General features: G+C 58.0%; 24 protein-coding genes. 6 read left to right on the top strand and 18 right to left on the bottom strand.

Annotation, left to right across the window (positions count from 1 at the left end; all coding sequences use genetic code 11):
- From ACM6IN_RS27970 to ACM6IN_RS27980, 3 genes are all read right to left on the bottom strand, one after another.
- Positions 1-309: DUF6124 family protein (locus tag ACM6IN_RS27970; RefSeq protein WP_414916261.1), on the bottom strand; the 309-nt coding region annotated here is incomplete at its 3' end.
- A 471-nt stretch (positions 310-780) separates the two neighbouring features.
- Positions 781-2,529, bottom strand: coding sequence for a phosphoethanolamine transferase CptA (locus tag ACM6IN_RS27975; protein WP_007914842.1), 1,749 nt, complete (start codon positions 2,527-2,529; stop codon positions 781-783).
- A 211-nt stretch (positions 2,530-2,740) separates the two neighbouring features.
- Positions 2,741-2,923 (bottom strand): DUF6026 family protein, encoded by a 183-nt coding sequence (locus ACM6IN_RS27980; RefSeq protein ID WP_007914840.1) that lies wholly within the window; start codon positions 2,921-2,923, stop codon positions 2,741-2,743.
- Between the two features lie 272 nt (positions 2,924-3,195).
- Between ACM6IN_RS27980 and gnd the strand changes: the two genes are divergently transcribed.
- From gnd to ACM6IN_RS27995, 3 genes are read left to right on the top strand one after another with little or no spacing between them, the layout of a single operon-like run.
- Positions 3,196-4,176, top strand: coding sequence for a phosphogluconate dehydrogenase (NAD(+)-dependent, decarboxylating) (gene gnd / locus ACM6IN_RS27985; RefSeq protein WP_414917081.1), 981 nt, complete (start codon positions 3,196-3,198; stop codon positions 4,174-4,176).
- Complete coding sequence (zwf, locus tag ACM6IN_RS27990; RefSeq protein WP_095113272.1) at positions 4,173-5,696, top strand: glucose-6-phosphate dehydrogenase; 1,524 nt, start codon at positions 4,173-4,175, stop codon at positions 5,694-5,696. Before gnd ends, zwf begins: the two co-directional genes overlap by 4 nt.
- Positions 5,693-6,514, top strand: coding sequence for an HAD family hydrolase (locus tag ACM6IN_RS27995; RefSeq protein WP_414917082.1), 822 nt, complete (start codon positions 5,693-5,695; stop codon positions 6,512-6,514). The genes zwf and ACM6IN_RS27995 overlap by 4 nt, the downstream gene beginning before the upstream one ends.
- Before the next feature lie 123 nt (positions 6,515-6,637).
- Here ACM6IN_RS27995 and nhaB read toward each other — a convergent pair whose 3' ends face one another.
- The 4 genes from nhaB to ACM6IN_RS28015 all read right to left on the bottom strand — a co-directional run bounded on the left by nhaB (position 6,638) and on the right by ACM6IN_RS28015 (position 11,221).
- The gene (gene nhaB / locus ACM6IN_RS28000; RefSeq protein ID WP_007914825.1) at positions 6,638-8,140 is read right to left on the bottom strand and encodes a sodium/proton antiporter NhaB; all 1,503 of its coding nucleotides are present in this window, start codon (positions 8,138-8,140) and stop codon (positions 6,638-6,640) included.
- Between the two features lie 173 nt (positions 8,141-8,313).
- Entirely contained in the window at positions 8,314-9,240 is a 927-nt protein-coding gene (locus ACM6IN_RS28005) for a hypothetical protein (protein ID WP_414917083.1), read from the bottom strand.
- 133 nt (positions 9,241-9,373) lie between these two features.
- On the bottom strand, positions 9,374-10,675 hold the full coding sequence (locus ACM6IN_RS28010; RefSeq protein ID WP_414917084.1) for a hypothetical protein: 1,302 nt from the start codon (positions 10,673-10,675) through the stop codon (positions 9,374-9,376).
- A gap of 279 nt (positions 10,676-10,954) precedes the next feature.
- Complete coding sequence (locus ACM6IN_RS28015; protein WP_007914821.1) at positions 10,955-11,221, bottom strand: hypothetical protein; 267 nt, start codon at positions 11,219-11,221, stop codon at positions 10,955-10,957.
- A 354-nt stretch (positions 11,222-11,575) separates the two neighbouring features.
- Between ACM6IN_RS28015 and ACM6IN_RS28020 the strand changes: the two genes are divergently transcribed.
- Positions 11,576-12,901: a sigma-54 dependent transcriptional regulator gene (locus ACM6IN_RS28020; protein WP_007914820.1), complete on the top strand. Its 1,326-nt coding sequence runs from the start codon at positions 11,576-11,578 to the stop codon at positions 12,899-12,901.
- Positions 12,902-13,000: 99 nt separating this feature from the next.
- Here ACM6IN_RS28020 and ACM6IN_RS28025 read toward each other — a convergent pair whose 3' ends face one another.
- The 9 genes from ACM6IN_RS28025 to ACM6IN_RS28065 all read right to left on the bottom strand — a co-directional run bounded on the left by ACM6IN_RS28025 (position 13,001) and on the right by ACM6IN_RS28065 (position 21,317).
- A complete protein-coding gene (locus tag ACM6IN_RS28025) occupies positions 13,001-14,305 on the bottom strand; it encodes a hypothetical protein (RefSeq protein ID WP_123375174.1) in 1,305 nt (434 codons plus the stop codon).
- Positions 14,306-14,350: 45 nt separating this feature from the next.
- Entirely contained in the window at positions 14,351-15,100 is a 750-nt protein-coding gene (locus ACM6IN_RS28030; RefSeq protein ID WP_007914817.1) for a hypothetical protein, read from the bottom strand.
- Between the two features lie 44 nt (positions 15,101-15,144).
- Entirely contained in the window at positions 15,145-15,825 is a 681-nt protein-coding gene (locus ACM6IN_RS28035; RefSeq protein WP_007914815.1) for a C39 family peptidase, read from the bottom strand.
- Between the two features lie 63 nt (positions 15,826-15,888).
- Positions 15,889-16,890, bottom strand: a complete 1,002-nt coding sequence (locus ACM6IN_RS28040) for a hypothetical protein (RefSeq protein WP_007914813.1) — start codon at positions 16,888-16,890, stop codon at positions 15,889-15,891.
- Between the two features lie 74 nt (positions 16,891-16,964).
- Positions 16,965-17,540, bottom strand: coding sequence for a hypothetical protein (locus ACM6IN_RS28045; RefSeq protein ID WP_007914811.1), 576 nt, complete (start codon positions 17,538-17,540; stop codon positions 16,965-16,967).
- Position 17,541: 1 nt separating this feature from the next.
- Positions 17,542-17,994 (bottom strand): hypothetical protein, encoded by a 453-nt coding sequence (locus ACM6IN_RS28050; protein ID WP_007914809.1) that lies wholly within the window; start codon positions 17,992-17,994, stop codon positions 17,542-17,544.
- Between the two features lie 357 nt (positions 17,995-18,351).
- On the bottom strand, positions 18,352-18,876 hold the full coding sequence (locus tag ACM6IN_RS28055; RefSeq protein ID WP_414917085.1) for an AAA family ATPase: 525 nt from the start codon (positions 18,874-18,876) through the stop codon (positions 18,352-18,354).
- A complete protein-coding gene (gene pnuC, locus ACM6IN_RS28060; RefSeq protein WP_007914804.1) occupies positions 18,873-19,436 on the bottom strand; it encodes a nicotinamide riboside transporter PnuC in 564 nt (187 codons plus the stop codon). The genes ACM6IN_RS28055 and pnuC overlap by 4 nt, the downstream gene beginning before the upstream one ends.
- Positions 19,437-19,682: 246 nt before the next feature.
- Positions 19,683-21,317 (bottom strand): methyl-accepting chemotaxis protein, encoded by a 1,635-nt coding sequence (locus ACM6IN_RS28065; protein ID WP_414917086.1) that lies wholly within the window; start codon positions 21,315-21,317, stop codon positions 19,683-19,685.
- Positions 21,318-21,621: 304 nt separating this feature from the next.
- Between ACM6IN_RS28065 and ACM6IN_RS28070 the strand changes: the two genes are divergently transcribed.
- Both ACM6IN_RS28070 and ACM6IN_RS28075 read left to right on the top strand, forming a co-directional pair.
- Complete coding sequence (locus tag ACM6IN_RS28070; RefSeq protein WP_095118793.1) at positions 21,622-22,452, top strand: undecaprenyl-diphosphate phosphatase; 831 nt, start codon at positions 21,622-21,624, stop codon at positions 22,450-22,452.
- A complete protein-coding gene (locus ACM6IN_RS28075) occupies positions 22,449-22,880 on the top strand; it encodes a DUF1294 domain-containing protein (protein WP_414917087.1) in 432 nt (143 codons plus the stop codon). Before ACM6IN_RS28070 ends, ACM6IN_RS28075 begins: the two co-directional genes overlap by 4 nt.
- A 120-nt stretch (positions 22,881-23,000) precedes the next feature.
- On the opposite strand, the gene ACM6IN_RS28080 is transcribed toward ACM6IN_RS28075, so the two are convergent.
- Complete coding sequence (locus ACM6IN_RS28080) at positions 23,001-23,360, bottom strand: MmcQ/YjbR family DNA-binding protein (protein WP_123375180.1); 360 nt, start codon at positions 23,358-23,360, stop codon at positions 23,001-23,003.
- A complete protein-coding gene (locus ACM6IN_RS28085; RefSeq protein WP_007914788.1) occupies positions 23,357-24,265 on the bottom strand; it encodes a LysR substrate-binding domain-containing protein in 909 nt (302 codons plus the stop codon). The genes ACM6IN_RS28080 and ACM6IN_RS28085 overlap by 4 nt, the downstream gene beginning before the upstream one ends.
- Positions 24,266-24,380 lie beyond the last annotated feature (115 nt).

Below are 24,380 nucleotides of genomic sequence, written 5' to 3' on the forward strand. Positions count from 1 at the left end.
CAGCATGATCAGTTGCGCGATACCCAGCAGCGTCCTGCGCTGTGACGCGGGTATGAGGTGGGCGAAGTCATGAGCGATGGTTCTGGCTGAGGCGAGAGTTTCGCTGGCGTCGGCCAGCAGTTCCTCGTTTTTGAAGTCCGCAGTGACGGCGTACATCCGGCGGGTTTTGCGTGGCGGAGGGGTAGAGCCGGGTGGGCAGAGGTAGTGATCGAGCGCGCGTTCGGCGGCGTCGTTGAGTTTTTTGGAGTCGAGGGATTCGTAGGGGGAGGCGAGGTCGGTTTCGGGTGGGTTTGGTGTTGGTTTGATCATCGGTAAAGCTCCTTGAGATATGGAGCCGTCATCCATCGCTGCTAAACGGATAGGGTGGCGGCTGTACGCGGGTTAGCAGACCAGGCTCAAGGATCCCGGCGCACCGAAGTGCCCCACGCATAGCCGCCATAACGTACTGGCGAAACTCGCGTGCCTTGAAAATTGCCGAGCTGCTAAACCCGATCGCTGATTCGTCAGCGACCGACCCACAATAGAACCCGCCCCCAAAGCGCACAAGCCGGCGGATTCTGGCGTAGCTGTAGGCAATGGCGCAAGGATGTGTAGCCTCGAAGGCGTGTCTGGAGGTGTCTTTTAAACACCGGAGTTTAAATGGCAACTACATCCAGCCATCGCTCAACCACATCACCGCCGTGTGGGCCAGTTGCTGCACATCGGCACCTTTGGTTTATGGCGATCAGTCCTTCGCTAGCAGTGGACATGAAAAAGGGGCCGTTTCAGGCCCCTTCGGTGTTACTGCTCCGCCGCGTCGGCGACGGCGTTATCGGGTTTCTTCGGCTTCATCAGGCTGAAGTCGATCAGCGCGCGCTGCTCGGTCTGGTACGGGTCGCCGATCAGCAATGGCCGCGCCTTGAAGCTGTCGCTGACCAGACTCTTGCTGCGGTCGAGTTCATCGAAGCTCAAACCGGCCAGGTCGGCCCAGGTATGGATGAGGTGCGAGCTGCTGTACGGGCGATCCAGATCACCGGCAAAGTTCCAGTCGTGGCTGGCTTTCCACTTCGGCGAAGCCCAGGCCATGAACGGGATGGTGTACATCGGCGCGGTCGGTTTGTTTTCGTTGCGGCCCAAGGTCTTGTGGCCCACCGAGTCGAACACGTCTTCACCGTGGTCGGAGAGGTACAACAGGAAACCGTTCGGATCGGATTTGGCGTAATCCTTGATCAGACTCGAAACGACAAAGTCGTTGTACAGCACGGCGTTGTCGTAGCTGTTGTAGGTCGGTACCTGGTCGTCACGCACACCCGGTGGCACGCCGTTGCGATCCTGAAACTTGTCGAACGTTGGCGGATAGCGGTACTGGTAGCTCATGTGTGTGCCGAGCAAATGCACGACGATCAGCTTGCGCGGTGCCGCGTCAGCCAGCGCCTTGTTGAACGGCTCGATCACGTCGCCATCGTATTGCGCGGCGTTCTGGTTGCGGTTGTTGTTCAGGTACACCTGCTCGTCGGCCTGCTCGGAGAAGGTCGTGAGCATGGTGTTGCGCTTGGTCATGGTCTGCTGATTGGTGATCCAGAAGGTCTTGTAACCGGCCTGTTTCATCATGCTGACCAGCGACGGCGTCGACAGGTACAGATCCGGATGCTCTTCGTCAGCGAAGGTCAGCACCTGCTGCAACGCTTCGATGGTGTACGGGCGCGGGGTGACGACGTTGTCGAACACCGCCAGTTGATCCTTGAGCTTGTCCAGTTCCGGCGTGGTGTTGCGCTGATAGCCGTAGAGGCTCATGCGCTGACGGTTGGTCGATTCACCGATGACCAGCACCAGAGTCTTCGGCTGATCGGCCGAGGCGTCCTGAAGGTTTTTCAGTGGCGGGATCTTGCTCACGTTGTGCAGCATGCCCTGCATGTCGGCGAGGGTTTCCTGATAACGGTGATAAGCGACAACCATTTGCCAAGGCACTGCAGGCTCGATGCGGGTTTCGAATTTTTCGAAGCCTTGGGCGAAGGTGCCCATGCGCAGGGTCTGTTTGACCAGCGGGTAACCGACTACAGCGATCACGATCGCGGTTGCCGCCACCAGCGCACGACCTCGGGGCATGTACACCGGGCGCAGGCGTGTCCACAGGAAATAGGCGAACGCGGTATGGGCGAGGAACGCCGGCACCATCCACCAGGCAAAGTACTGGGTCATGTACTCGCCAGCTTCAGAGATGTTCGACTCGAACATGATGAAGATGACGCTCTGGGAGAATTCCTGCTCATAGATGAAGAAGTAGCCCAAGCTGGCCATCGAGCAGGCCCACAGCACCACGCCAATGATCGCGGCGAGCAGTTTGGTGCGTTTGGGGAACAGCAACATCGGCGCCAGCCAGATCGCGCTCATGACGAACGCCTGACGGAACCCGGTAAAGCCCGAGGTGCCAGTCAGCTGAATCAGCAGTTGGGTGATACCCGAGAAGTACCAGAAGAATACAAACAGCCAGAGAAAACCGGCCCAGTCGAAACCTGTCGCAGTCGTTTTGCTGCGTTTGAACAATGCCATTCGGCGCTCCAGCTCACTCGTTACAACCACCGCCGGAACATCCATGAAGCCGACGAACGGAAGCCGTACGCGCAGGTACGGCCAGAATGGGGCGGAGTATTACGAAGAGAATGTGAAAAGTTTGTGAGTTGCTGCCTTTGATCTATAGAGAAGCGGGCAGCGATGCATCATGTCGGGAACAGCGGCGGCCGTTCCCGAATCAGGCGGGGGATCAAGCGTGGGGATGACGCTGAACGACCGGCAAAGGTTGCGGTTGCACACCTTGGGTCAACAGGCGCAGCTGCGCCAGCTCCTGCTTCAACTGGTCGCGTTCGTCTTTCAACTGACGCAATTCATCGCGACGGATTGTCACGTACAGGGTTTGTGGCGGCATTGCTGTGTGTACTGTGCCCATTGCTCACCTCGCAAATGGCGTGCATCAACTGTAGGTCGTCCCCATTTGGGGTACTGATCTACTATCGGCGCCGATTTTGATTTCTTTTGCCCGTGAATGGAACTTTTTTATTTTTCATGGTCGGTGTGTCTTCGCCACGTTTCGGGGCGTTATCAGTCTGATTCGGGCACAATGCCCGGAAACTTCATCGCAACGCTCTGGACTAACCTCCATCAGTCGCGTTGGGCTATAACCAATGACACACATTTATTTGTAGTAAGGAGCATCAGCACATGCAACTCGGGATTATTGGACTGGGCCGCATGGGCGGCAATATTGCGCGACGTCTGATGCTCAACGGTCACACCACCGTTGTTTACGACCGCAATACCGCTTTCATCGATAACCTGGTCGCCGAGGGCTCCACCGGCGTCGCCGACTTGCCGGCACTGGTTGCCGGCCTGGCCAAACCGCGTGCGGTCTGGGTCATGCTGCCGGCCGGCGCGCCAACCGAAGACACCATCAACACCCTGAGCACTTTGCTCGAAGCCGGCGACACCATCATCGACGGCGGCAACACCAACTATAAGGATGACATTCGCCGGGCCAAGACCCTGGCCGAGAAGGGCCTGCACTACATCGACGTCGGTACTTCCGGCGGCGTCTGGGGTCTGGAGCGCGGCTATTGCATGATGATCGGCGGCGACGCTGAAACCGTGCAGCGCCTCGACCCGTTGTTCGCCGCACTGGCGCCGGGCATGGGTGACATCCCGCGCACCAAGGATCGCAAGTCCGACGACCACCGCGCCGAACATGGCTACATTCACGCCGGTCCCGCCGGTGCCGGGCACTTTGTGAAGATGATTCACAACGGTATCGAGTACGGCATGATGGCCGCGTTCGCCGAGGGCTTCGACATCCTCAAGACCAAGTCCAGCGAGCGCCTGCCGGAAGATCAGCGTTTTGATCTGAACGTGGCTGACATCGCCGAGGTCTGGCGTCGTGGCAGCGTGGTGTCCTCGTGGTTGCTCGACCTGACTGCTGATGCACTGGCCAGCGATCCGAAACTCGACGGCTTCTCCGGCTCTGTTGCCGACAGCGGCGAAGGTCAATGGACCATCGAAGCGGCCATGGAACAAGCGGTGCCGGTACCGGTGCTGTCGAACTCGCTGTTCTCGCGCTACCGCTCGCGCGGCCAGGGCACCTTTGGCGACAAGATTCTTTCGGCCCAGCGCTTCGGCTTCGGCGGCCACGTGGAGATACCGAAGAAATGACCCATACGATCCGCAGAAAATCCAAGGCAGAACCCGCACCACCGACCACGCTGTTTCTGTTCGGTGCCCACGGCGACCTGGTCAAGCGCTTGCTGATGCCGGCGCTGTACAACCTCAGTCGCGACGGCTTGCTTGACGAAAATCTGCGGATCGTTGGCGTTGACCACAACGCCATTACCGATGAGGCCTTTGCGCAGAAGCTCGAAGACTTCATCCGTACCGAAGTGGCGGCAAAAGTCGGCAAGGGCGATCAGATGCTGGATCCGGCCTTGTGGGCCAAGCTCGCCAAAGGTATCAGCTACGTCCAGGGCGACTTCCTGGACGACAGCACTTATTCCGCGCTGGCGGCGAAAATCGCCGACAGTGGCACCGGCAATGCGGTGTTCTACCTGGCCACCGCGCCGCGTTTCTTCAGTGAAGTAGTGCGCCGACTGGGCGCCGCGAAACTGCTCGAAGAAACCCCCGAAGCGTTCAGAAGAGTGGTGATCGAGAAGCCCTTCGGCTCCGATCTGCAAACTGCCGAAGCGTTGAACGCCTGTTTGCTCAAGGTGATGTCCGAGAAGCAGATCTATCGGATCGACCATTATCTGGGCAAGGAAACCGTGCAGAACATTCTGGTCAGCCGGTTCTCCAACAGCCTCTTCGAAGCCTTCTGGAACAATCACTACATCGACCACGTGCAGATTACCGCCGCCGAAACCGTCGGCGTCGAAACCCGTGGCAGTTTTTACGAACACACCGGCGCCCTGCGTGACATGGTGCCCAATCACCTGTTCCAGTTGCTCGCCATGGTGGCGATGGAACCGCCGGCGGCTTTCGGCGCCGACGCGGTTCGCGGTGAGAAGGCCAAAGTGGTTGGCGCGATTCGTCCCTGGACAACTGAAGAGGCACGGGCCAACTCGGTTCGTGGCCAGTACAGCGCCGGCGAAGTCGATGGCAAGTCGCTGAACGGCTATCGCCAGGAGGCCAACGTTTCGCCTGACAGCAACACAGAAACCTACGTCGCACTCAAGGTGATGATCGACAACTGGCGCTGGGTCGGCGTGCCGTTCTACCTGCGCACCGGCAAACGCATGAGCGTGCGCGACACCGAGATCGTCATCTGCTTCAAACCGGCGCCGTATGCGCAATTCCGTGACACCGAAGTCGACGAATTACAGCCGACCTACCTGCGTATTCAGATCCAGCCGAACGAAGGCATGTGGTTCGACCTGCTGGCCAAACGGCCGGGGCCGGCGTTGAACATGGCCAACATCGAACTGGGTTTTGCCTACAAGGACTTTTTCGAGATGCAGCCGTCGACCGGTTACGAAACGCTGATCTACGACTGCCTGACCGGCGATCAGACGCTGTTCCAGCGTGCTGACAACATCGAGAATGGCTGGCGTGCGGTGCAACCGTTCCTTGATGCCTGGCAGCAGGATGCAAGTGTGCAGACCTACGCCGCCGGTGAAGACGGCCCGCAGGCTGCCGAAGATCTGCTGACTCGCGATGGTCGCGTCTGGCATGGCCTGGGATGAGTGAATTGCCGAAACAACCTGTCCGTTTTCTGCTCAGCGACATGGACGGCACACTGTTGCTGCCCGATCACAGTTTGAGTCAGCGCACCATTGACGCGGTGCGCTCGCTGCGCGAGGCCGGCGTGTTGTTCAGCCTCGCCACGGGCAGACCACCGAAGGCCATGTTGCAGCAGATCGAAGCCCTGGGCGTTGATCTGCCGACAGCGGCGTTCAACGGTGGAACCATCGTCAATCCGGATGGCAGTTTGCTGGTTGCGCATTACCTGCCGGCGACGACGGCGCTGATTGCCCTGGCAACGTTCGCCGATCAGCCTGATGTCGAAATCTGGGTGTTCAGCGGTGGTGACTGGCTGCTCAAGGATCCGCACGGGCCGATGGTGCCGCGCGAACAGCATGGCCTCGGTTATCCGCCGGTGGTGGTGGAGAGTTTCGAGCCCTATCTGGAGCGTATCGACAAGATTGTCGCGACCAGTAACAACACTGAACTGTTGATTGAACTGGAGGCGCGCCTGTTGCCCAAAGTCAATGGCATGGCACAAGTGTCACGCTCGCAACCGGTGTATCTCGATGTCACGGCGCTGGAGGCCAACAAAGGCACCGCACTGGCGACCCTGGCCGCGCATCTCGGGATTCCACTGGAACAGACAGCGGCCATCGGTGATGGCGGCAACGACCCGGCGATGTTTCATTGCGCGGGATTGTCGATTGCCATGGGGCAGGCGGAGGAGGCGGTAAAACGTCAGGCCGATGTAGTCACCGCGCCGAACACCGAAAACGGCGTGGCCCAGGCGATCGAAAAGTACATCCTCCCTCACTGAAAGCACGCAAAACCAAATGTAGGAGTGAGCCTGCTCGCGATAGCAATGCATCAGTCACCATTTCCTGGCTGACACACCGCTATCGCGAGCAGGCTCACTCCTACAGTTTTTACGCGGTGTTGATCAGAGCCAATAGCTCACCGCGTACCAGCCCAACAAGCCCATGACGAACGTGTACGGCAACGCCATCCACACCATCCGCCCGTACGACAAACGCACCAGCGGCGCAATCGCCGAGGTCAGCAGAAACAGGAATGCAGCCTGACCATTCGGCGTCGCCACGCTCGGCAGATTGGTACCGGTATTGATCGCGATCGCTAATGTCTCGAAATGCTCGCGGCTCATGTGCCCGGCGAGGAAGGCCTGTTTCACTTCGGTGATGTAGATCGTGGCGACAAACACGTTGTCACTGATCGCCGACAACAGGCCGTTGGCGATAAACAACATGCCCGGTTGTTGCTCGACCGGCAGGGCCAGCACCCACTGGATCAACGGCGCAAACAGCTGTTGATCGTGAATCACCGCAACCACCGCAAAAAACACCACCAGCAACGCCGTGAATGGCATGGCGTCCTTGAATGCGCTGCCCAGACGATGCTCGTCGGTGATGCCGGTAAACGCGGTGATCAACACAATCACCATCAAGCCGATCAAACCGACCTCCGCGATGTGAAACGCCAGGCAACCGATCAGGATCAGTGCGGCTGCACCTTGCACCAGCAGCGCGGCGCGTTGGCGAGCTGTGCGTTCGGCATTGTCTTCGGCGGCGTAGTTGGCCAGCACCGTGCGAACGTTGTCCGGCAGCAGTGTGCCGTAACCGAACCAGCGCAGTTTCTCCAGCAGCACGCAGGTGACCAGACCGGCCGCCAGCACTGGCAGCGAAACCGGGGCGACCTTCTGGAAGAACTCACCGAAGTGCCAACCCATTTCGTGGCCGATCAGCAGGTTCTGCGGTTCGCCCACCAGCGTGCAGACGCCGCCCAATGCCGTACCGACCGCACCGTGCATCAGCAGGCTGCGCAAGAAGGCGCGGAATTGTTCCAGATCGTCGTGATGCAGTTTTGGCAGGTTCTGGTCGTCAGCGAACTCACTGTCCTGGCGCGGATCATTGCCGGAGGCGACGCGGTGATAGACGGAATAGAAACCGACCGCTGCACTGATGATTACCGCAGTCACCGTCAGAGCATCGAGAAACGCCGAGAGAAACGCCGAAAGAAAGCAGAACATCAAGGCCAGTGCCGCTTTTGACCGCACGCCCAACAGCAGCCGTGAGAACAGAAACAGCAATAGATCCTTCATGAAATAGATTCCGGCCACCATAAACATCAGCAGCAGGATCACCGGGAAGTTGTGCACCAGCTCATCGTAAAGCGCCTGCGGCGTGGTCATCTTCAGCAGCAACGCTTCGATCAACAGCAAGCCACCGGGCATCAGCGGATAGCACTTGAGCGCCATCGCCAGGGTGAAGATGAATTCAATCACCAGCAACCAGCCGGCCGCTACCGGGCCAACCGTGAACAGCACCAGCGCATTAAGGATAAGAAAACCGACGATGGTCGCCTTGTACCAGCGTGGCGAGTGTCCGAGAAAGTTTTGCGCGAACGCCTGGGCCATAGAACCGGACATCGGTTGCTCCTTGTCTTTTAGAAGCGCGCAAGTTGCCGGATGTGGCGGGCAAGTTCAAGGTGTTACCGGATTTGACCGATGTCTTTTTTGCAAGCCTGGCATGTTTCACCCTGGAATGACAAAGGCCCACCGAGTCACGACTCGACGGGCCCTTGTCTGTCGCCGGAAAGCGTTTATCGCAATTTCGACGAAATCACCCTGATTGCCCACGGCGCCGAGAGCCGCCCTAGGTCGGATCGGAGTCTGAAGGTGTGAACCAAGTTTTCTTTCAGGTCTTCGATTTTTGCGGAGTAAACACCGTGTTCATCTGCAGCGAAGGGCACCAAGTCACGATGATAGTCGACAATCCAGCCTGTTTCACCGGGGTTTGCCGTACCCACCAATGTCACTGATCGATCGGTTGTGGTTTCTTGATTGCCGATCAATTGGAAACTTTCATTGCCCAAGACAAATTGGATGCTGATCGGTGCAGGTTGCTTTATCAGGACCCGCCATGACGAGGAATGCTGCCCATTGGTTTCCCGAGCGATGAAGTTTTGGGTGCCTGTCTTGAGATCCTTGATGTTGGCGCTCCAATGCCCGTCTGTTCCGACATTCAGGAGGCTTAGCACTGTGCCGTTATTCACCAACTCCACTACTTTGCCAGGCGCGCCCTTGCCAATAAAATTCAGTTCATTTTGAAATGTAGTCTCACCGTTTCCGACGGGCGTACCGGCAGCATCGTAAACCGAGTCGATTGAGACCTTTTCGCTGACATCCACTTCAACAGTCCACGTCGCTGACACTTGACCATCGGAGGTTGTCACGCTGTATGCGTGAATACCCCGTGCCTGATCAAGCAGCAGGGCGCTGAAATGACCACGTTCGTCAACAGTCACGGGGTGGTGTGCGGGAATCCCATTGTCCAGCATCACTGCTAACTGATTCGGCTCCGCCGAACCGACAAAAGACAGATTGCCGTTCGTGGTAGTGCCGCCAGGTGGGATGGAGATATCGTCACCATTGGTGATTGAGAGAATCCTCGGCGCTTCAAGCTCGGCGCTTACTGAGGACAGTTCAACCGATGTGCGATGTTTGGACGGTGTCACTAGATCGTTCATATCAAAATTCCTTTTCGGGTAGAGCACGCAATGTTCTGCGCGCCCTGCTATCTGATGCCCGATCAAGGTTGACGTCTACTGTCAGAAATTACAGGTACAAGGCCATTCCCGACGAACGGTTAATACGGCTCGCCTATGAATTTAGATACCGCGCCACCATCGCCCGATAGTTGCCATCCAGCGAATAACCGCCGACAAGGATCGCGTCATCCGCTTGCACAGCCAGCGAATTGGCTGTGTCCAGGCTGCGCCCCAAGCGCGTGCGCAGCCAGCCTTTGCCGTCGCCAAAACTGTGATCCAGGCCGCCATCACTCGAGTAACGGGCGACGATAAAGTCCGCTACGATTCCACCAATGGTTGCGCCGACCGCGATGATGCGGCCGTCCGCCATGCGTTGGGCGGCGCTCCATTGGCAGCCGCTGGGGCCGATCTCCAATAATTGTGGCTGGCCGCCATGGTTGTGCAGGTTAGGGCGACCGTTTGTGTGCGGGCTGAATGCCAGGCAGCGAATCGGGTCGCGACTGCTGCCGAAACAGTGCAGTGCCTCTGAGGTTTCGATCACCTGACTGACCTGAGCACTTTTACCGTGCGCCTTGAAGGCCATGAAGCCGTCCACGGCGAAACGCTCGTCGAGGCGGCCGTCGGGCAGGTAGCGCGCCAACAGACCTTCCTGCGGAAAATCGATGGAACCTGCCACCACAATCCGCCCGTCCCTTTGCAGTAGCAGGCTGCTGAGCCAGGTATTGAGCAGCAAGTGGCGAACCATAACGAAGCCACGGCCATTAAAGGTTTCATCCAGGCGGCCGTCGGGTTTGAGGCGAATCAGCATGCCGGCATGGTCGGCGAGTTCGAAGTGGTGATTGGCGATGAGCAGGATATGGCCATCGTCCTGAACGACGAAATCGCTGGCTTCGGCCCCCGGCACACCTGGCGGCAACCAGCTGTCACGGCTGCCCATGGACAAATCGCCCGGCAGGCGCACCACCTGGCGACCGTTGTCACCGAAGCGCACATCCGGTTTGCCCTGGGCATCGAACATAGCGAGGGCGGGCAGGGTACGATAAGCGTTTTCATAATGCAGCCCGGCCAGCAGGATGCGCCCGTCGGGTAGCGTCTGAACTTTGCCGGCCGTGGCTTCAAAACCCGGGGCAAAGGTGTCGATCACGCTGCCGTTATCACCGAAGGTCAGATCGGCCGAGCCATCGGCCAGCATCCGCGCCAGGCCGAATCGGCTGCCGGTAGCGACGCCGACCTTTGCTGCGACCAGAACGCGCCCCTGCGCATCGAGGGCAATGTCCTCGGTCAGGCTGGAGACGCTGCCAGCGAAATACACTTGAGCGACGCCGGTGGCGGCAAATGTTCTGTCGAGTTGACCGGCTCGGCTCAATAAAGACGTCGATACCGCCGGCAGCGCAAAAGTGTTCAGGGTGGACATGCACGCATCTCCTTGCGAGTTGACCTGGACCGGAAACCGGATGGGTAACTGCATGAGCGAAACATTCAATCCCTGAACCGGGAGAAGTACAACTGTAAGAACTAACAGGTGGAGGGTCGCACTGTGCCAGAACAGTGTCTTTTTGAACCAATAGCAAGCCGCCCAAGCAGTTAAGCCTGAACACGTTGCAAATAGTTGTACAAAAGTACCGAGCGTTAAAAAGACTGCAACTAAGGGAAGAGGGCGGATGACCTGAACGTCATCCGCATTACCCGGTTGTTAGTGTGGCATCGACCAGGATTGCAGCAAGTGACCTTCTTTGCTGAGTTCAGCGCGCGCCTGCTGCAGCAGTTGCTCGAGTTGCGCCGGATCAGAGTAGGCGCTGCTTGGGATCTGTTTGCGACCGATACTGTTATTGGTCCGGTCAATCACGGTCAGGCTCAGTTCGCCATTGCCGTCTTGTGGCGCCCAGGCCACGCACTGGAAAGGTTTGAACGCGTGGTTGGCAATCAGAAGAGCTTCGTTGATACGGAGCGGGGCGGTCATGGGTTTTTCTCTCTGTCGTGCCCAATCAAGTGATGTGCCGTCGGTTGGGCTTACCGTTCGGCTGGTACTTGTACTGATGCACCGAACCCGCAGGCGGGTCACACATGAAACAAAGAAATTTCAACTTTCTTTCATGGCGTTGCTTTACAGACAGGTTTTTGAAAGCTCACTGAAAGGTTAAGGCAGAAATTAGTAGATAGCTGACTAACAACTTCTGTTCTTATAACGTGTTTGCTTGTACACCTATAAGCAATCGATACAAGGCCCTGTCAAAATCTTGCTAATGTTACAGTCGGGTCTGCCAAATGACTGTTTTTACAATCATTTCTAATAATTTGGCGCCAAGGAACAGTCATGAGCGAAGCGCCAGCGTTACGACGTTTATTGGTGGTCGATCCCTGCGACGATTGCCACCGCTTATTGCCCGGATTACGCGCCGTAGGTTGGGATGTTGATAGCTGCACTCTGGAAAATGCCGCCGATCGAAGTTGTGATGTCGGCTTGTTGCGATTGCAGCCGTTTCACCTCGAACGACCTGAAGCCGTCAAGGAACTGATCAGTCGCAGCGGCACCGAATGGATCGCCGTGCTCAATCAGGAAGTCCTGCGTTTACAAAACGTCGGTGACTTCGTTTGTGAATGGTTTTTCGATTTTCACACCTTGCCGTTCGACGTGTCGCGGGTACAGGTTACCCTCGGCCGGGCATTCGGCATGGCGCGTTTGCGCGGGCAGGGCACGATTCATGTGGATCAGCCCGAGCACGAATTGCTTGGCGACAGCAAACCGATCCGCGAACTGCGCAAATTGCTCAGCAAACTGGCGCCGACCGAATCGCCGGTATTGATCCGCGGTGAAAGCGGCACGGGTAAAGAACTGGTTGCACGCACGCTGCATCGGCAATCCCAGCGTCACAACAAACCGTTTGTGGCAATCAATTGCGGGGCAATTCCCGAGCACCTGATTCAGTCCGAGCTGTTCGGCCACGAGAAAGGTGCGTTTACCGGCGCCCATCAGCGCAAGATCGGGCGCATTGAGGCGGCCAATGGTGGCACGCTGTTTCTCGATGAGATCGGTGATCTGCCGCTGGAACTGCAAGCCAATCTGTTGCGCTTCCTGCAGGAACGGCACATCGAACGTGTCGGAGGCAGTCAGCCGATCCCAGTGGATGTGCGCGTTCTGGCAGCGACCCACGTCGACCTAGAGGCGGCCATCGAGAAAAAGCGATTTCGTGAAGATCTGTATTACCGGCTCAACGTGTTGCAAGTGGTCACCGCGCCGCTGCGTGAACGTCACGGTGATCTGTCGATGCTGGCCAACCATTTTTCGCACTTCTACAGCCATGAAACCGGCCGACGCCCACGCAGTTTCAGCGAAGACGCGCTGATTGCCATGGGCAAGCATGACTGGCCGGGCAATGTCCGTGAATTGGCCAACCGTGTGCGGCGTGGGCTGGTATTGGCCGAAGGCCGTCAGATCGAGGCCCGTGATCTGGGGTTGATCAGCCAGCATTCGATCGCTACGCCCATGGGCACGCTGGAAGATTACAAGACCCGCGCCGAGCGCCAGGCGTTATGCGACGTATTGAACCGGCACAGCGATAACCTCAGTGTTGCCGCAAAAGTCCTCGGCGTATCACGGCCGACGTTCTATCGCCTGCTGCATAAACACCAGATTCGTTAGATACCTGAAGATCAAAAGATCGCAGCCTTCGGCAGCTCCTACTTCGGATTTGTGTAATCCCTGTAGGAGCTGGCGAAGGCTGCGATCTTTTACTTTTGCTTAGAAGTAGTACGGGAATTTCAGGCTGAAGGAAAAGTCCGGGGCATCATCCGTCATGCCGATGGACAAGTTGGGTACGATGGTCAGGTTGTCGGTGGCCGCAATGGTCATGCCGACGTTGAAGTAGCCGGCGTTGGCGTCGCTGGACACCACCGATTCCCAATCCCCGCCATCCTGTTTCAGCTTGCTCTTGCGTTGCACCAGATCAGACACCGAGAACGACATACTCATCTTCTCGTTCAGCGCAAACGCAATACCGGCGCCGATCTGGAAGCTGTCGCCGATCTTTACCTTGCCCGGGTTTTTCTGGTTGACCGTCGAACTGATGTCGTCAAACGACTCCTCCAGGTTGTGGGTGTAGGACAAGCTGCCGAACAGCACCGCCGGGTCGAACGTCTTGACCAGCGAGATGCCCGGCGTGATCGACCAGACGCCGTTGCCGGTGGGCAGGGTGTCAGGTACAAACAGATTGGAGTTGGCATTGGTCTGGCGCAGTTTGATCCCGAACGGATCCTTGCCGGTTGGCGCCTTGACCCGCAAGGTGACGACCGCGTCCGGTGTATTGACCGACTCGTCGAGGAATTTGTAAGCGATGCCGAAGTTGACGTCGCCAATGGTTGGATCCTTGGTGACGGTTTCTTCTGTGGTGACACCCGCCGCGCCCTCATTGCCGCCGCCCGACTGATAAGTCGATTCGCGATACACCACGGGCACGTTCAAGTCGAACTGCCAGCGGTTATCGAAGTTGTAGCGGCCCGTCAGGTCGAGGGTCCATGTGTCAGCCTTGATCCGGTCGAGGTTGATGTTGCCGAGAAAGATCGAATCGAGTGCGAGGAAGCCATTGAGAATCAGCTGACGGGTGTCATAGCGCGAGTAGGTGATGCCGGTTTCGACGCTGAACTTGCCGCCGCCGAAGAAGCCGCTGGCCTCGTCGTACAGGTTGGAAACGCTCTGCGCCGGTTGCGAATCGTCCGCCAGCGACTGCCCGTAAGAAGCGCCACTGCCCCCGGCGGCGCCTCCTGATGCTGCTGCCGCACCGGTGCCGGTGGCGACGCGATTGCCTTTCATGTCCGATGGCGATTTGGCCAGCCGTTTTGGCGGTGGGGCGGCGGGTTGCTCTTCAACCTGGCGGACTCGTTGTTCAAGTACCGCAAGGGCTTTTTGTTGTACTTCGTATCGTTGTTTCAGCTCCAGAAGTTCCTGTTTCAGGGCCTCTACATCTGCGTCCGGTGCTGCTTGAAGCATCGCCGCAGGGAGAAGAGTGCTCAAACACACTGCGGCACGCAGTGATACTGATCGATACATGAATAAGCCGTCCCTTTAAGCCCAATGATCGAGACTCAGCGTAGTTCAATATCCAATACTGCGTAGGGCCCCGAGTTGAGTCAGGTTGCAATCCAGTGCGCCGGCACTTCTGCCGTTATTATTGAGTACGACGTTAAGTTGAGTCAGGTTGTTGACCACATTGGCACTCCCGAGCAGACGGGTGTTTTGCAAGAGACCGCTCGAAGCGACCTGTTGCAGCGCCGTGCCTTGATTGCCGCTGGCTTGTATCGCCATTTGCACGCCACCCGTACCGGTTGCCGACACTGCGACATTGCCGGCGGCATTACTGCCGGAAATAGTCTGGCCGGCCATCAGGGCCTGGCCCTGTACGGGGGCGAGTGCTGGCGCCTGATTGGCTTCCTTGACGTTAATGGCGACGTTGTTGTTCGCCGTGTTGCCGTCACCCGCCGCGCGTACGCTCTGCGTCACGCCCGACGATGAGTTAAGGCCGGCACCACCGATAATCGATCCCGTGCCCAGTTCCGGCGTATTGCCGTTGCCCATCTCCTTGATGGTCGACACGTAAAATTCCGGTTTGATGGTGGTTTGTTGCACCTGCATGGATGCAGACGCCCCGATCAGATCGCCACTGGCGTTGCGCCAGGTACTGCTCATGACAATGCCGAAGCTGATAATCCGCCCCGGCATCACATACCGACCACGCAGCTCGGCGAGCTCCTGGTCCTTGATTTCTATGGGTTTGAATCCTGCATTGGCGTAGCCCGATGCGCTCGCTGCCAGGCAGGCGGCGGCCAGCCAGTATGAGGTTTTCATCTGCTGCTCCCGGGACATCCAGTCCCATTTTCTATAATCGGCGATTAAAAGAAGTCGCTCTGAATGAACCCGAAATCCATCAATTCAGCATCTTTGACAGGGTTGAAACCGTCGAGCTTGTTCTTGGCTGTCAAGGGCACCGGAGGGCTGCGCAAGGCGTTGACCTTGTCATATCCGGGACCGACGATGGCAAAGACAATGCCGTTCCAACCTTTGACAAAGTCGTCATGTTTGTAACGCTTATGGCCGAGAACCGGGTCTCCGATGTAAACCCAATCCTTGTCCGAACGCTGCAACACGACGAAATGCTTGTAGCCGCGAATTTCCATCAGTACCACCACCGGGATCGTTACCGCTTCGAGCTTTTCCGGTGGAATCTTGTAACCCCTGGCGCGCATGCCGATGCTTTCTATGTAGCGCTTCATGTCCAGCATGGAGAACCCTTGCGTACGAACAAGGTCCTGGTCAGCGTTGACCAGCATGCCTTTGATGATGTGCTCCTCATCGACGTCGAGCCAATAGGCCTGGCGTAATACCGTGGCCAGTGCAGCAGCGCCGCAGCTGAAATCGGTTTTTTGTTCGACGATGTCGGCAAACTTGCGCTCGCGGATGCTCTGCACGTTTTTGTAGACGAGCGTGCCACCCGGCAGGGCAGCCACGGGCATCTGACCGGCCTGAGTCAGGCCACAGACGAAAAGCAGAGTGAGGAGGGCAGTCTTACGCATGATCGATACGCCTTTGCGGACTGAGGAAAAGCCCCGTTGCCGGGGCTTTCGTTTCGATCGCGATTACAGGCAGGCTCTGCAGCCAGCAGCGATGGACAGCGAGTTGCTTTGTTGGTTGCCCACACCCGCCGAGACGTTGGCTCCGCCGTTGCCGGAGAAGTTGTTCATCGAGTTGGTCATGTTGGCATTGTTGACCACAGGGGCTTTCCAGCCATCTTTGGTCATCACCTGTTGGGTGGTTACGCCAGCCAGGCCAAAAGTACCGACGGCTTCGAACTTGGCTTTCTGGTCATCGTTGCCACCGTGGCCGCCGCCACGATTGCCATAACCGCCGTGGTCATCATCTTCGATGGTTGCAGTGCCTTTGGCTTTAAACACGCCAGCGGCCGCGTAGGTGCCAGTGAGGGTATCGGTTTTGTAGGTCTGCACGCCTTTGTTGTCGACAACCAGGCCAGTGGAAGACTGGTTGGCGGCAGCAGCGGCAGTGGCTACACGGCCACCGGATACGGCGATTGCGAGGTTGTTTTTCTGTTGGTTGAAGTTGCCTGCAGACACGTTGATGCCGATGTTGCCGGAACCATTGTTGCCTGCATTGTTGAGCGTAGCGTTATTGAAGGTGGACGAGTTTTTCACATAGTTGTTGTTGTTGACTTGAGTTGCACTCGAGGCAGCAACAGCGTTGCCGAAGATGAAGCTTTCATCGGCAGTAGCCAGCGCGGCGGCGTTGTCCTGCTGGTTGCCGTCGCCGGCTGCAACGTTGGCGCCCATGTTGCCGTTAGAGCCATTGAGCGAGTCGCTGGCATTGGCGTTGTTCAGAGTGCCCTGGTTTTTCACCACGTTGCCGTCGCTGTTTTGCGCGTCGAGTACAGCGGCGCCGGCGCCTGCGGTGATCTGCAGCAGTTGTTCAAGATTTGGACCTTGTGGCTGGCCGTGACCGTTGCCGTGTCCATTGCCATGCCCGTTACCATGACCGTTGTTGTCATCACGACCGCCTGCCTGTGCTGCGATTGCCATCACTGCTGCAAGTGCGAAAACCAGTGGTTTGAGAGCCATTGTAGGTTTCATGGTGTTTCTCCATCGTGCTTATTAGTTGGTTAAGTGTTGGTACTTTCTAATTGCACTGCTTTTTGTTGTTTGGGTCAGTCAGCGACCCGGATGCTCAGGGTGTTAGCCATTCGGTTCCCCACCCCGGCACTCTGGTTCACCTGGATTACCCCGCGGCTGCCGGTGAAGGCCTGATCACTTGTCGTGACCTGGCGACTGCCGGATGAGGTACCAGTTGCTCCTGAGCTCGGTAAAAGCGCCACGTTCTGTTGTGAAAGGGCACTGTCGTCAACGCTCTGCGGGGCAGCACTGATGCTGACGCGCGTGACGTTGGCCATCTGGTTGTTGGCCCCGGCACCCTGGTTCACTCCAAGGATGCCGTTGCCATTGCTGAAAGAGGTGCCGCCGATGGTTGCGCTGGCGTCCATCGAGCGAGAGGCAGGCGTATCGATTTTCTGCATGACGCTGGTGCTGGCATGGGATCCGGTGCCGATCGCCACAGCCTTGACGTTGGCCTGTTGCATTTGATCGCCAGCCGCCTGGTTGACGTTGAAGTTGCCGCGGTACTGAACCCCGGAATCCTGAATGTTGGCGTTGTTCACTGAAGCGGGATCGGCAGCCATGACAGTGGTGCAACCGAGCAAGGCGAGCAGAAGGAGTGAACGATTCATTTCATTGGCCTCCGGCCATGCGGGTCAATGGCGCAAGGCCGGAACTCATGGCGCGGTTGATCGTGCCGGAAATCGCGCCACCGGAACCGCCACCGTGGCCAGCACTCATGCCGGGCATGCCGTTGGGATTGGTGAGGGTATTGAGGCCTGGCATGTTGGCGCCGGCCTGGACATTGTTGGTGGTGCGGAACGCGCTGCCGCTGGCGACGCCGGCGAAGTCGCCATCGCTCAATTCGGTGCTGTTCATGGTGGAATTGATGCGTGCGGACGGGTTGGCATTGACGGTGGTCGGGTAGGGGTCTTTGCCACCGTTGCGACCGATCGGGATAGGCTGAACATCGCGATCGAGAACAATCACGCCGTTACCTTCTGCCTGCACGTTGAAGCTGATCAACGTACTGGCTGCTGATCCGATCAGCAGAAGGCAGGTCAAACCTTTTTGGATATTCCCCACGGCTGCAATTCCTTCTTCAGTGGGCTGGCCCTAGTCAGCGTTGTGAAGGAGAGAGCGAAAGCTATGCCGCTTTTTAAAAGCGTTGTAATTTCAAAGGGTTGGAAAATAAATGCGCACGTCTGATACACAGGCTGTTTCAGGCTTGATACACGCACTGGTGCGCCGACCTGTCCATTGGCTGGACAAAGCTCTGGAACAAGGGTTTGCCGCGGTGTGTATCAGCCGCGTAACAACTCGGATGACAAAGCAGTGAACAGTGCTGAAACGGGCACTTTGCAACTCACGGAGTGTTTCAGGAACGGACACTTTGCCCCCAAAACAGGGGGGAGTCGTGGGGAAGTTGACCCGTTGACCGGGTCACTGCCTCAGCAATTGCTCGACGGCGGCAAATGCCTGAGTCTGGCGTTCGGCCCAATTGCCCTGAATGATCTGAAAACGCTGGTGATGGTGTTCCAGCCAGTTTCGCGTGGACTGGTAAAACGCCATTCGCTCGTGCAGATCCGGTTGGCAGCGCTGACCGTCATCAGTCCAGTCGACCTGTTCCGGGGACAAAAGAAGGTGCAGATCGTAATGCCGTGCCAACAGCTCGGATTCCAGCCAGGCCGGGCAGTCACCGAACAGCGTCTGGCTCCATAGCATATTGCTCAACAAGTGAGTGTCGAGAATCAGCAACGAAGGCTGCTGCGCTCGCGCCTGGTCCTCCCATTGCATTTGGCCCTGAGCGATTTCCGGGATGTCAGCCAGACAGGTATCGCGGGGATTGAGCTCGATAAAGCGGCGCACGTACTCATCCACCCGCACGCCGCCAAAGCGTTGTTGCAGGCCCGCCGCCAGCCAGCTCTTGCCGGTGGATTCGGGCCCGGTCAGGACCACGACCTTCATGTGCGCAACGCCGGGTCGGCGCGCCATTCGCGAAAGCCTTGAATCGCCAGCAAGGTGAACAGCCCGTACAGCGCAGCGGTCAGGTACAGCCCCTTATAGATGAACAGGCCGACAAAAATCACATCGAGCACGAACCACAGCGCCCAGCATTGCAGGCGTTTCTGCGCCATCCACAGTTGTGCCACCAGGCTGAAACCGGTGAGTGCTGCATCCAGCCACGGTTGCGCGGCGTCGGTCCAATGGGCCATGGCCGCGCCGAGCAACAGGCTGCCGATCGCGCCAACGCCTAAGCCGACCAGGATCGAACGTTGATCAAGGCGCGTGACCTCACGACCGTCATGCATCGTCCCGGCGCGTGTCCATTGCCACCAGCCATAGACTTGCAGCGCGGCGTAGATCACTTGCAGCAACATGTCCGAGTACAGCTTCACTTCAAAGAAGATCCAGCTGTAGAGCAAGACCATGACCAGCCCGATCGGCCAGCACCACGGATTCTGTTTGACCGTCAGCCACACGGCGATCACGCCAAGGGCGGCGGCAAACAGTTCAAGCCCGGACATGGCGGTTCCTTGGGGGAAATTGAGGAGGGGGCGGATTGTACTGCATTGGGCCAAACCCCTCACCCTAACCCTCTCCCAGAGGAGAGGGGACTGACCGAGTTGGATGTTCGAGATACGCCGACCTGATCTTTCTGCGTTGAATCCATAATCGACTCGATTTTTCAGGTCGACGTATAGCTTGAGACACCCCGGCCCTCTCCTCGGGGAGAGGGCCGGGGTGAGGGGGGCTCACAAGAGTTACACGGGTCAGACGCGGAACTGGCGCAGCAGGGCGTTGAGTTGTTCGCTCAATTGGCCGAGGCGCAGGCTGGCCGCACTCGACTGCTCGGCCGCGATTGCAGTGCTGTGCGAGAGGCCGGCCGCTTGCGTGACGTTCTGATTGATGTCCTCGACCACATGCGCCTGTTGCAGCGTGGCGCTGGCAATCGACGCATTCAGACCATTGAGATTGCGCAATGCCTGGCCAATGGCATTCAGACTGGCGCCGGCCAGCCCGGCTTGCTCGATGGTCAGTTGCGATGCCCTGCTGCTGTCGCCGATTACCTTAACGGCGGCTTCGGAATGGTTCTGCAAGCGTTCGATCATCGACTGAATTTCCGCTGTCGACTTCTGCGTGCGCTGCGCCAACAAGCGCACTTCATCGGCGACCACGGCAAACCCGCGACCCTGCTCACCGGCCCGGGCCGCTTCGATTGCAGCGTTGAGCGCGAGCAGGTTGGTTTGCTCGGCAATTGAGCGAATCACCTCCAGTACACTGCCGATCTGTGTGCTTTCGGCGGCGAGGGTGCGAATTACTTCAACCGCTTGATCGATGGTGCCGGACAGCTTGTCGATCTGCTGCAAGCTGCCATCGATGTTGATCTGGCCCTGTTGCGCCTGTGCTTCGGCATCGCGCATTTCGGCGGCGGCGTGCTCGGCGTTCTTCGCCACATCCTGCACACCGTAGGTCACTTCGTTGATCGCCGTCGCCACCAGTTCCATCTGCTGCGACTGCTGCTGGCTACGCTGTTGCGCCTGCGAAGCGTCGTTGCCCAGTTCGCTGGACGACTGGCCCAAGGCGCTGGCCGACACCTGCAAATCACCGATCACGCGACGCAGTTTGGCGGTAAAGGCATTGAAGTGATGCGCAAGCTCGGTGACTTCATCCTTGCCATGGGTATCGAGGCTGCGGGTCAGGTCGCTTTCACCGCTGGCAATATTGGCCATGGCGTTCACGGTTTCCTGTAGCGGACGGACGATGCTGCGTGCGATCAGGATCACCAGCAACGCCATGATCAGCGCAATCGCCAGGCCGATGACCGTGGCTTTGATCACCTGACCCTGGAACTCCGCCTGTACGTCATCGACGTAAACCCCGGAGCCAAGCACCCAGCCCCACGGTTCGAACAGTTTGACGTAGGAAGTCTTGGCCACCGGCTCACTGGCGCCCGGTTTTGGCCAACGGTAGTCGACCATGCCGGCGCCTTTGGCTCGAGCGATGGCGACCATTTCGTTGAACACCGCGAAGCCGTCCGGATCGCGGATCGCCGAAAGGTTCTGGCCTTCGAGTTTCGGGTTGGTCGGGTGCATGACCATCACGGGTGTGAGGTCGTTGATCCAGAAGTAATCGCTCTGGTCATAGCGCAAACCACGAATTGCCGTCAGCGCCTGTTTCTGCGCGGCGTCCTTGCTCAGGGTGCCGGCAGTTTCGAGGTCGTGGTAATAGGTCAGCAGGCCGCTGGCGGTCTGCACCACGTGCTGGGTTTTCTGGGCCTTGGCGTGATAGAGATCGTCGTGGATCTGCTTGAGCATCAATACGCCCAAGGTCAGCAACATGACCACCGCCACAATCAAGATGAGCCACAAGCGTCGGCTGATCGACACACTGCGCAAGCTGTTCATAACGCTGTCACTCCGGATTCTTTTTCTTGTAATAAACGACCGCCAGCATCCAACCACGATTTTGTGAGCGGGCATACGCGACCCAAGTCGTATAACGCGGCAGCGCTATTAAGGCTTGTCTGTTAGGATTTCGGCCCCGCGCGTGAAAACCTGAATCCAAATTGATATTTCACGGAATTTTGACCGTTTCGTGTGGATCCTGTGCGCGCGGAATCGGTACAGCCACAACCAGCTACGCTGATCGCAGTGAACGTAAAAAAATACTATCGGGGCATGCCAGCGCGCATCGCTCTTTGGGGGATTGATGGATCTTTGGACGGCCTTGCAGGCACTGATACTAGGAGTTGTAGAGGGGCTGACGGAGTTTTTGCCCATTTCCAGTACCGGACACCAGATCATTGTGGCCGACTTGCTCGAGTTCGGCGGCGAACGGGCCATGGCGTTCAATATCATCATCCAGCTCGGCGCGATCCTCGCGGTGGTCTGGGAGTTTCGACGCAAGATTTTCGATGTGGTCATCGGCTTGCCGACCCAGCCCAGCGCACGGCGTTTCACCGCCAACCTGCTGATCGCATTTCTGCCTGCCGTGGTGCTGGGCGTGATCTTTGCCGACCTCATTCACGAATATCTGTTTAACCCGATTACCGTCGCGGCCGCGCTGGTCGTGGGCGGCATCATCATGTTGTGGGCGGAAAAACGTCAACATGAAGTGCATGCGGAAACGGTCGATGAGATCACCTGGAAAGACGCCCTCAAAGTCGGCTTTGCGCAGTGTCTGGCCATGATCCCTGGTACCTCGCGTTCCGGCTCGACGATCATTGGCGGCTTGCTGTTCGGCCTGTCGCGCAAGACTGCCACCGAGTTCTCGTTCTTCCTCGCGATGCCAACCATGGTCGGTGCGGCGGTTTACTCGGGCTACAAGTATCGCGACCTGTTTGTCCCGGCGGATTTTCCGGTGTTCGCCATCGGTTTTGTCACCGCATTCATCTTCGCCATGATCGCCGTGCGCGGTTTGCTCAAGTTCATCGCTAGCCACAGCTATGCGGCATTCGCCTGGTATCGGATCGTGTTTGGTCTGGTGATTCTGGCGACGTGGCAGTTTGGCTGGATCGATTGGGCGGCGGCCAAGCCATGAGTGACTCCCGCGCACGCCGCCCCGAAGGACGACCTTCGGGCGGCAACAACATCCAGAACCTGAAGCTGAAACTGGTCGTTCTGCTGATCGTCTGCGCGTTGCCGCTGTACGGCTCGTTGTCGATGTGGCTGCGCGGGATTTCGCTGGTCCCGCTGGCCGCTTACGGGATCGTCAGCGTGCTGGCGTTCTTCATGTATTGGGCGGACAAGCGCAAGGCGCGCGCTGATGCCTGGCGCACACCGGAGAACATCCTGCATGCGGTAGAGCTGGCGGGCGGCTGGCCGGGCGCGTTGATCGCCCAGCAGGTGTTCCGGCACAAGACGCGCAAGGTGTCGTTTCAGATTTTGTTCTGGGTGATTGTGCTGCTGCATCAGGTGTTCTGGATCGACCAGCTGTTTCTCGGCTCGAACTTGCTGGCGCTGTTCTGACAGCCCACACAAATCCCCCTGTAGGAGCTGCCGAAGGCTGCGATCTTTTGATCTTGCTTTTTAAAAGATCAAAGTCAAAAGATCGCAGCCTTCGGCAGCTCCTACACAGGGGGATTGGGGTTACAGCAACAAACCGATTTGGGTTTTCTTCGGCAACTTGCTTACCACCAGTTGATGCGAACGCTGCAACAACCCCTTCAGTTCCTCGGCAGCCAACGGGTAGGGCGGATGCATGATGATCCACTGCGCCCGCGCCAGATACGGCGCCGGATGAATCCCCGGGCGGTCGCAATGACCGAGAAACAGATCCTTGTCGACCTTGAATGCCAACGAATCTCCACGCAGCCCCTGCAAGGCAAACATCTTGTTGCCGGCAATCGAAAACACCCGCACGCCACCCCATTTGTAATCTTCCCGAGCGCCCGGCAATGCCAGGCAGAACGCCGCGACGTCGGCTTCGCTCATTTTTCCCTTGCTCATAACAACCGCTCCCCACAGGCATTGAACGACTCGACCAGATGATCGATCCATGCGCGCACCGCCGGCATTACGCCGCGTCGATGCGGATACACCGCTTGCAGCCAACCGCCGGGCAGTGACCACTCTGGCAGCATCTGCACCAGCGTGCCGTTTTCCAGCTCCGCCTCGCAATACATCATCGGCAACAGCGTAAACCCCTGACCGGCCAGAACGCAGGTCTTGCGTACGACAAAGTCATCGATGCCCAGGCGGGCTTCCATGTTCAGTTCAAAACTGTGGCCCTGCTGATCGAGCAAACGCACATGCACCATGCGATCGGCCTCCAGCGCCCCCAACACCGGCAGATTTTTCAGATCTTGCGGATGATTGATCGTCTGGCCTTGTAAAAACGCCGGGCTGGCGACCACGACCATTTGTGCCTGACGCAAACGCCGGGTCACCAGCAGCGGATCCTCATCACCGTGTTCACGCACGCGCAATGCGACATCAAAACCTTCGCCGACCAGGTCGACCCGACGATTGAGCAGGACGACTTCCAGTTGCACCTGAGGAAATTTGCCGAGGAATTCGCTGATGACCCACGGCAACATTTCCCGGGCCAGACCGGTGGGGCAGGAAACGCGCAGGCGACCGCGCGGCTCACTGGACATGCTCGCCACCGCCTCATCGGCCATTTCCGCTTCCAGCAACATCGCCTGGCAGTGACGCAGATAACGTTCGCCAACGGCGGTGAGATTGAGTTGCCGGGTGGTACGTTGCAGCAAACGCGCACCGAGGCGTTCTTCCAGTTCGGCAATACGCCGCGACAGCCGTGACTTGGGAATCCCGAGCAATCGCCCGGCCGCAGCAAAACCGCCAGCCTCGACGACTTTGGCGAAATAGTAGAGATCGTTGAGGTCTTGCATAGGGAAATCCAACTGTTCTATCAATGGGACAAACTATCGCATTTCAGGCGGCTAATCATCCATTGGTTTCTTGCGTAGGATTGTCTCCATTCCGTCGCCACCGGCGATTCCTTCC

The organism is Pseudomonas sp. IT-P395, from assembly GCF_949767675.1.
Taxonomy (GTDB): Bacteria; Pseudomonadota; Gammaproteobacteria; order Pseudomonadales; family Pseudomonadaceae; genus Aquipseudomonas.

Bases quoted from the DNA above. Each gene is read 5' to 3' on its own strand.
- ACM6IN_RS27975 (WP_007914842.1), bottom strand. From the start codon at position 2,529: ATGGCATTGTTCAAACGCAGCAAAACGACTGCGACAGGTTTCGACTGG.
- ACM6IN_RS27980 (WP_007914840.1), bottom strand. From the start codon at position 2,923: ATGGGCACAGTACACACAGCAATGCCGCCACAAACCCTGTACGTGACA.
- gnd (WP_414917081.1), top strand. From the start codon at position 3,196: ATGCAACTCGGGATTATTGGACTGGGCCGCATGGGCGGCAATATTGCG.
- zwf (WP_095113272.1), top strand. From the start codon at position 4,173: ATGACCCATACGATCCGCAGAAAATCCAAGGCAGAACCCGCACCACCG.
- ACM6IN_RS27995 (WP_414917082.1), top strand. From the start codon at position 5,693: ATGAGTGAATTGCCGAAACAACCTGTCCGTTTTCTGCTCAGCGACATG.
- nhaB (WP_007914825.1), bottom strand. From the start codon at position 8,140: ATGTCCGGTTCTATGGCCCAGGCGTTCGCGCAAAACTTTCTCGGACAC.
- ACM6IN_RS28005 (WP_414917083.1), bottom strand. From the start codon at position 9,240: ATGAACGATCTAGTGACACCGTCCAAACATCGCACATCGGTTGAACTG.
- ACM6IN_RS28010 (WP_414917084.1), bottom strand. From the start codon at position 10,675: ATGTCCACCCTGAACACTTTTGCGCTGCCGGCGGTATCGACGTCTTTA.
- ACM6IN_RS28015 (WP_007914821.1), bottom strand. From the start codon at position 11,221: ATGACCGCCCCGCTCCGTATCAACGAAGCTCTTCTGATTGCCAACCAC.
- ACM6IN_RS28020 (WP_007914820.1), top strand. From the start codon at position 11,576: ATGAGCGAAGCGCCAGCGTTACGACGTTTATTGGTGGTCGATCCCTGC.
- ACM6IN_RS28025 (WP_123375174.1), bottom strand. From the start codon at position 14,305: ATGTATCGATCAGTATCACTGCGTGCCGCAGTGTGTTTGAGCACTCTT.
- ACM6IN_RS28030 (WP_007914817.1), bottom strand. From the start codon at position 15,100: ATGAAAACCTCATACTGGCTGGCCGCCGCCTGCCTGGCAGCGAGCGCA.
- ACM6IN_RS28035 (WP_007914815.1), bottom strand. From the start codon at position 15,825: ATGCGTAAGACTGCCCTCCTCACTCTGCTTTTCGTCTGTGGCCTGACT.
- ACM6IN_RS28040 (WP_007914813.1), bottom strand. From the start codon at position 16,890: ATGAAACCTACAATGGCTCTCAAACCACTGGTTTTCGCACTTGCAGCA.
- ACM6IN_RS28045 (WP_007914811.1), bottom strand. From the start codon at position 17,540: ATGAATCGTTCACTCCTTCTGCTCGCCTTGCTCGGTTGCACCACTGTC.
- ACM6IN_RS28055 (WP_414917085.1), bottom strand. From the start codon at position 18,876: ATGAAGGTCGTGGTCCTGACCGGGCCCGAATCCACCGGCAAGAGCTGG.
- pnuC (WP_007914804.1), bottom strand. From the start codon at position 19,436: ATGTCCGGGCTTGAACTGTTTGCCGCCGCCCTTGGCGTGATCGCCGTG.
- ACM6IN_RS28065 (WP_414917086.1), bottom strand. From the start codon at position 21,317: ATGAACAGCTTGCGCAGTGTGTCGATCAGCCGACGCTTGTGGCTCATC.
- ACM6IN_RS28070 (WP_095118793.1), top strand. From the start codon at position 21,622: ATGGATCTTTGGACGGCCTTGCAGGCACTGATACTAGGAGTTGTAGAG.
- ACM6IN_RS28075 (WP_414917087.1), top strand. From the start codon at position 22,449: ATGAGTGACTCCCGCGCACGCCGCCCCGAAGGACGACCTTCGGGCGGC.
- ACM6IN_RS28080 (WP_123375180.1), bottom strand. From the start codon at position 23,360: ATGAGCAAGGGAAAAATGAGCGAAGCCGACGTCGCGGCGTTCTGCCTG.
- ACM6IN_RS28085 (WP_007914788.1), bottom strand. From the start codon at position 24,265: ATGCAAGACCTCAACGATCTCTACTATTTCGCCAAAGTCGTCGAGGCT.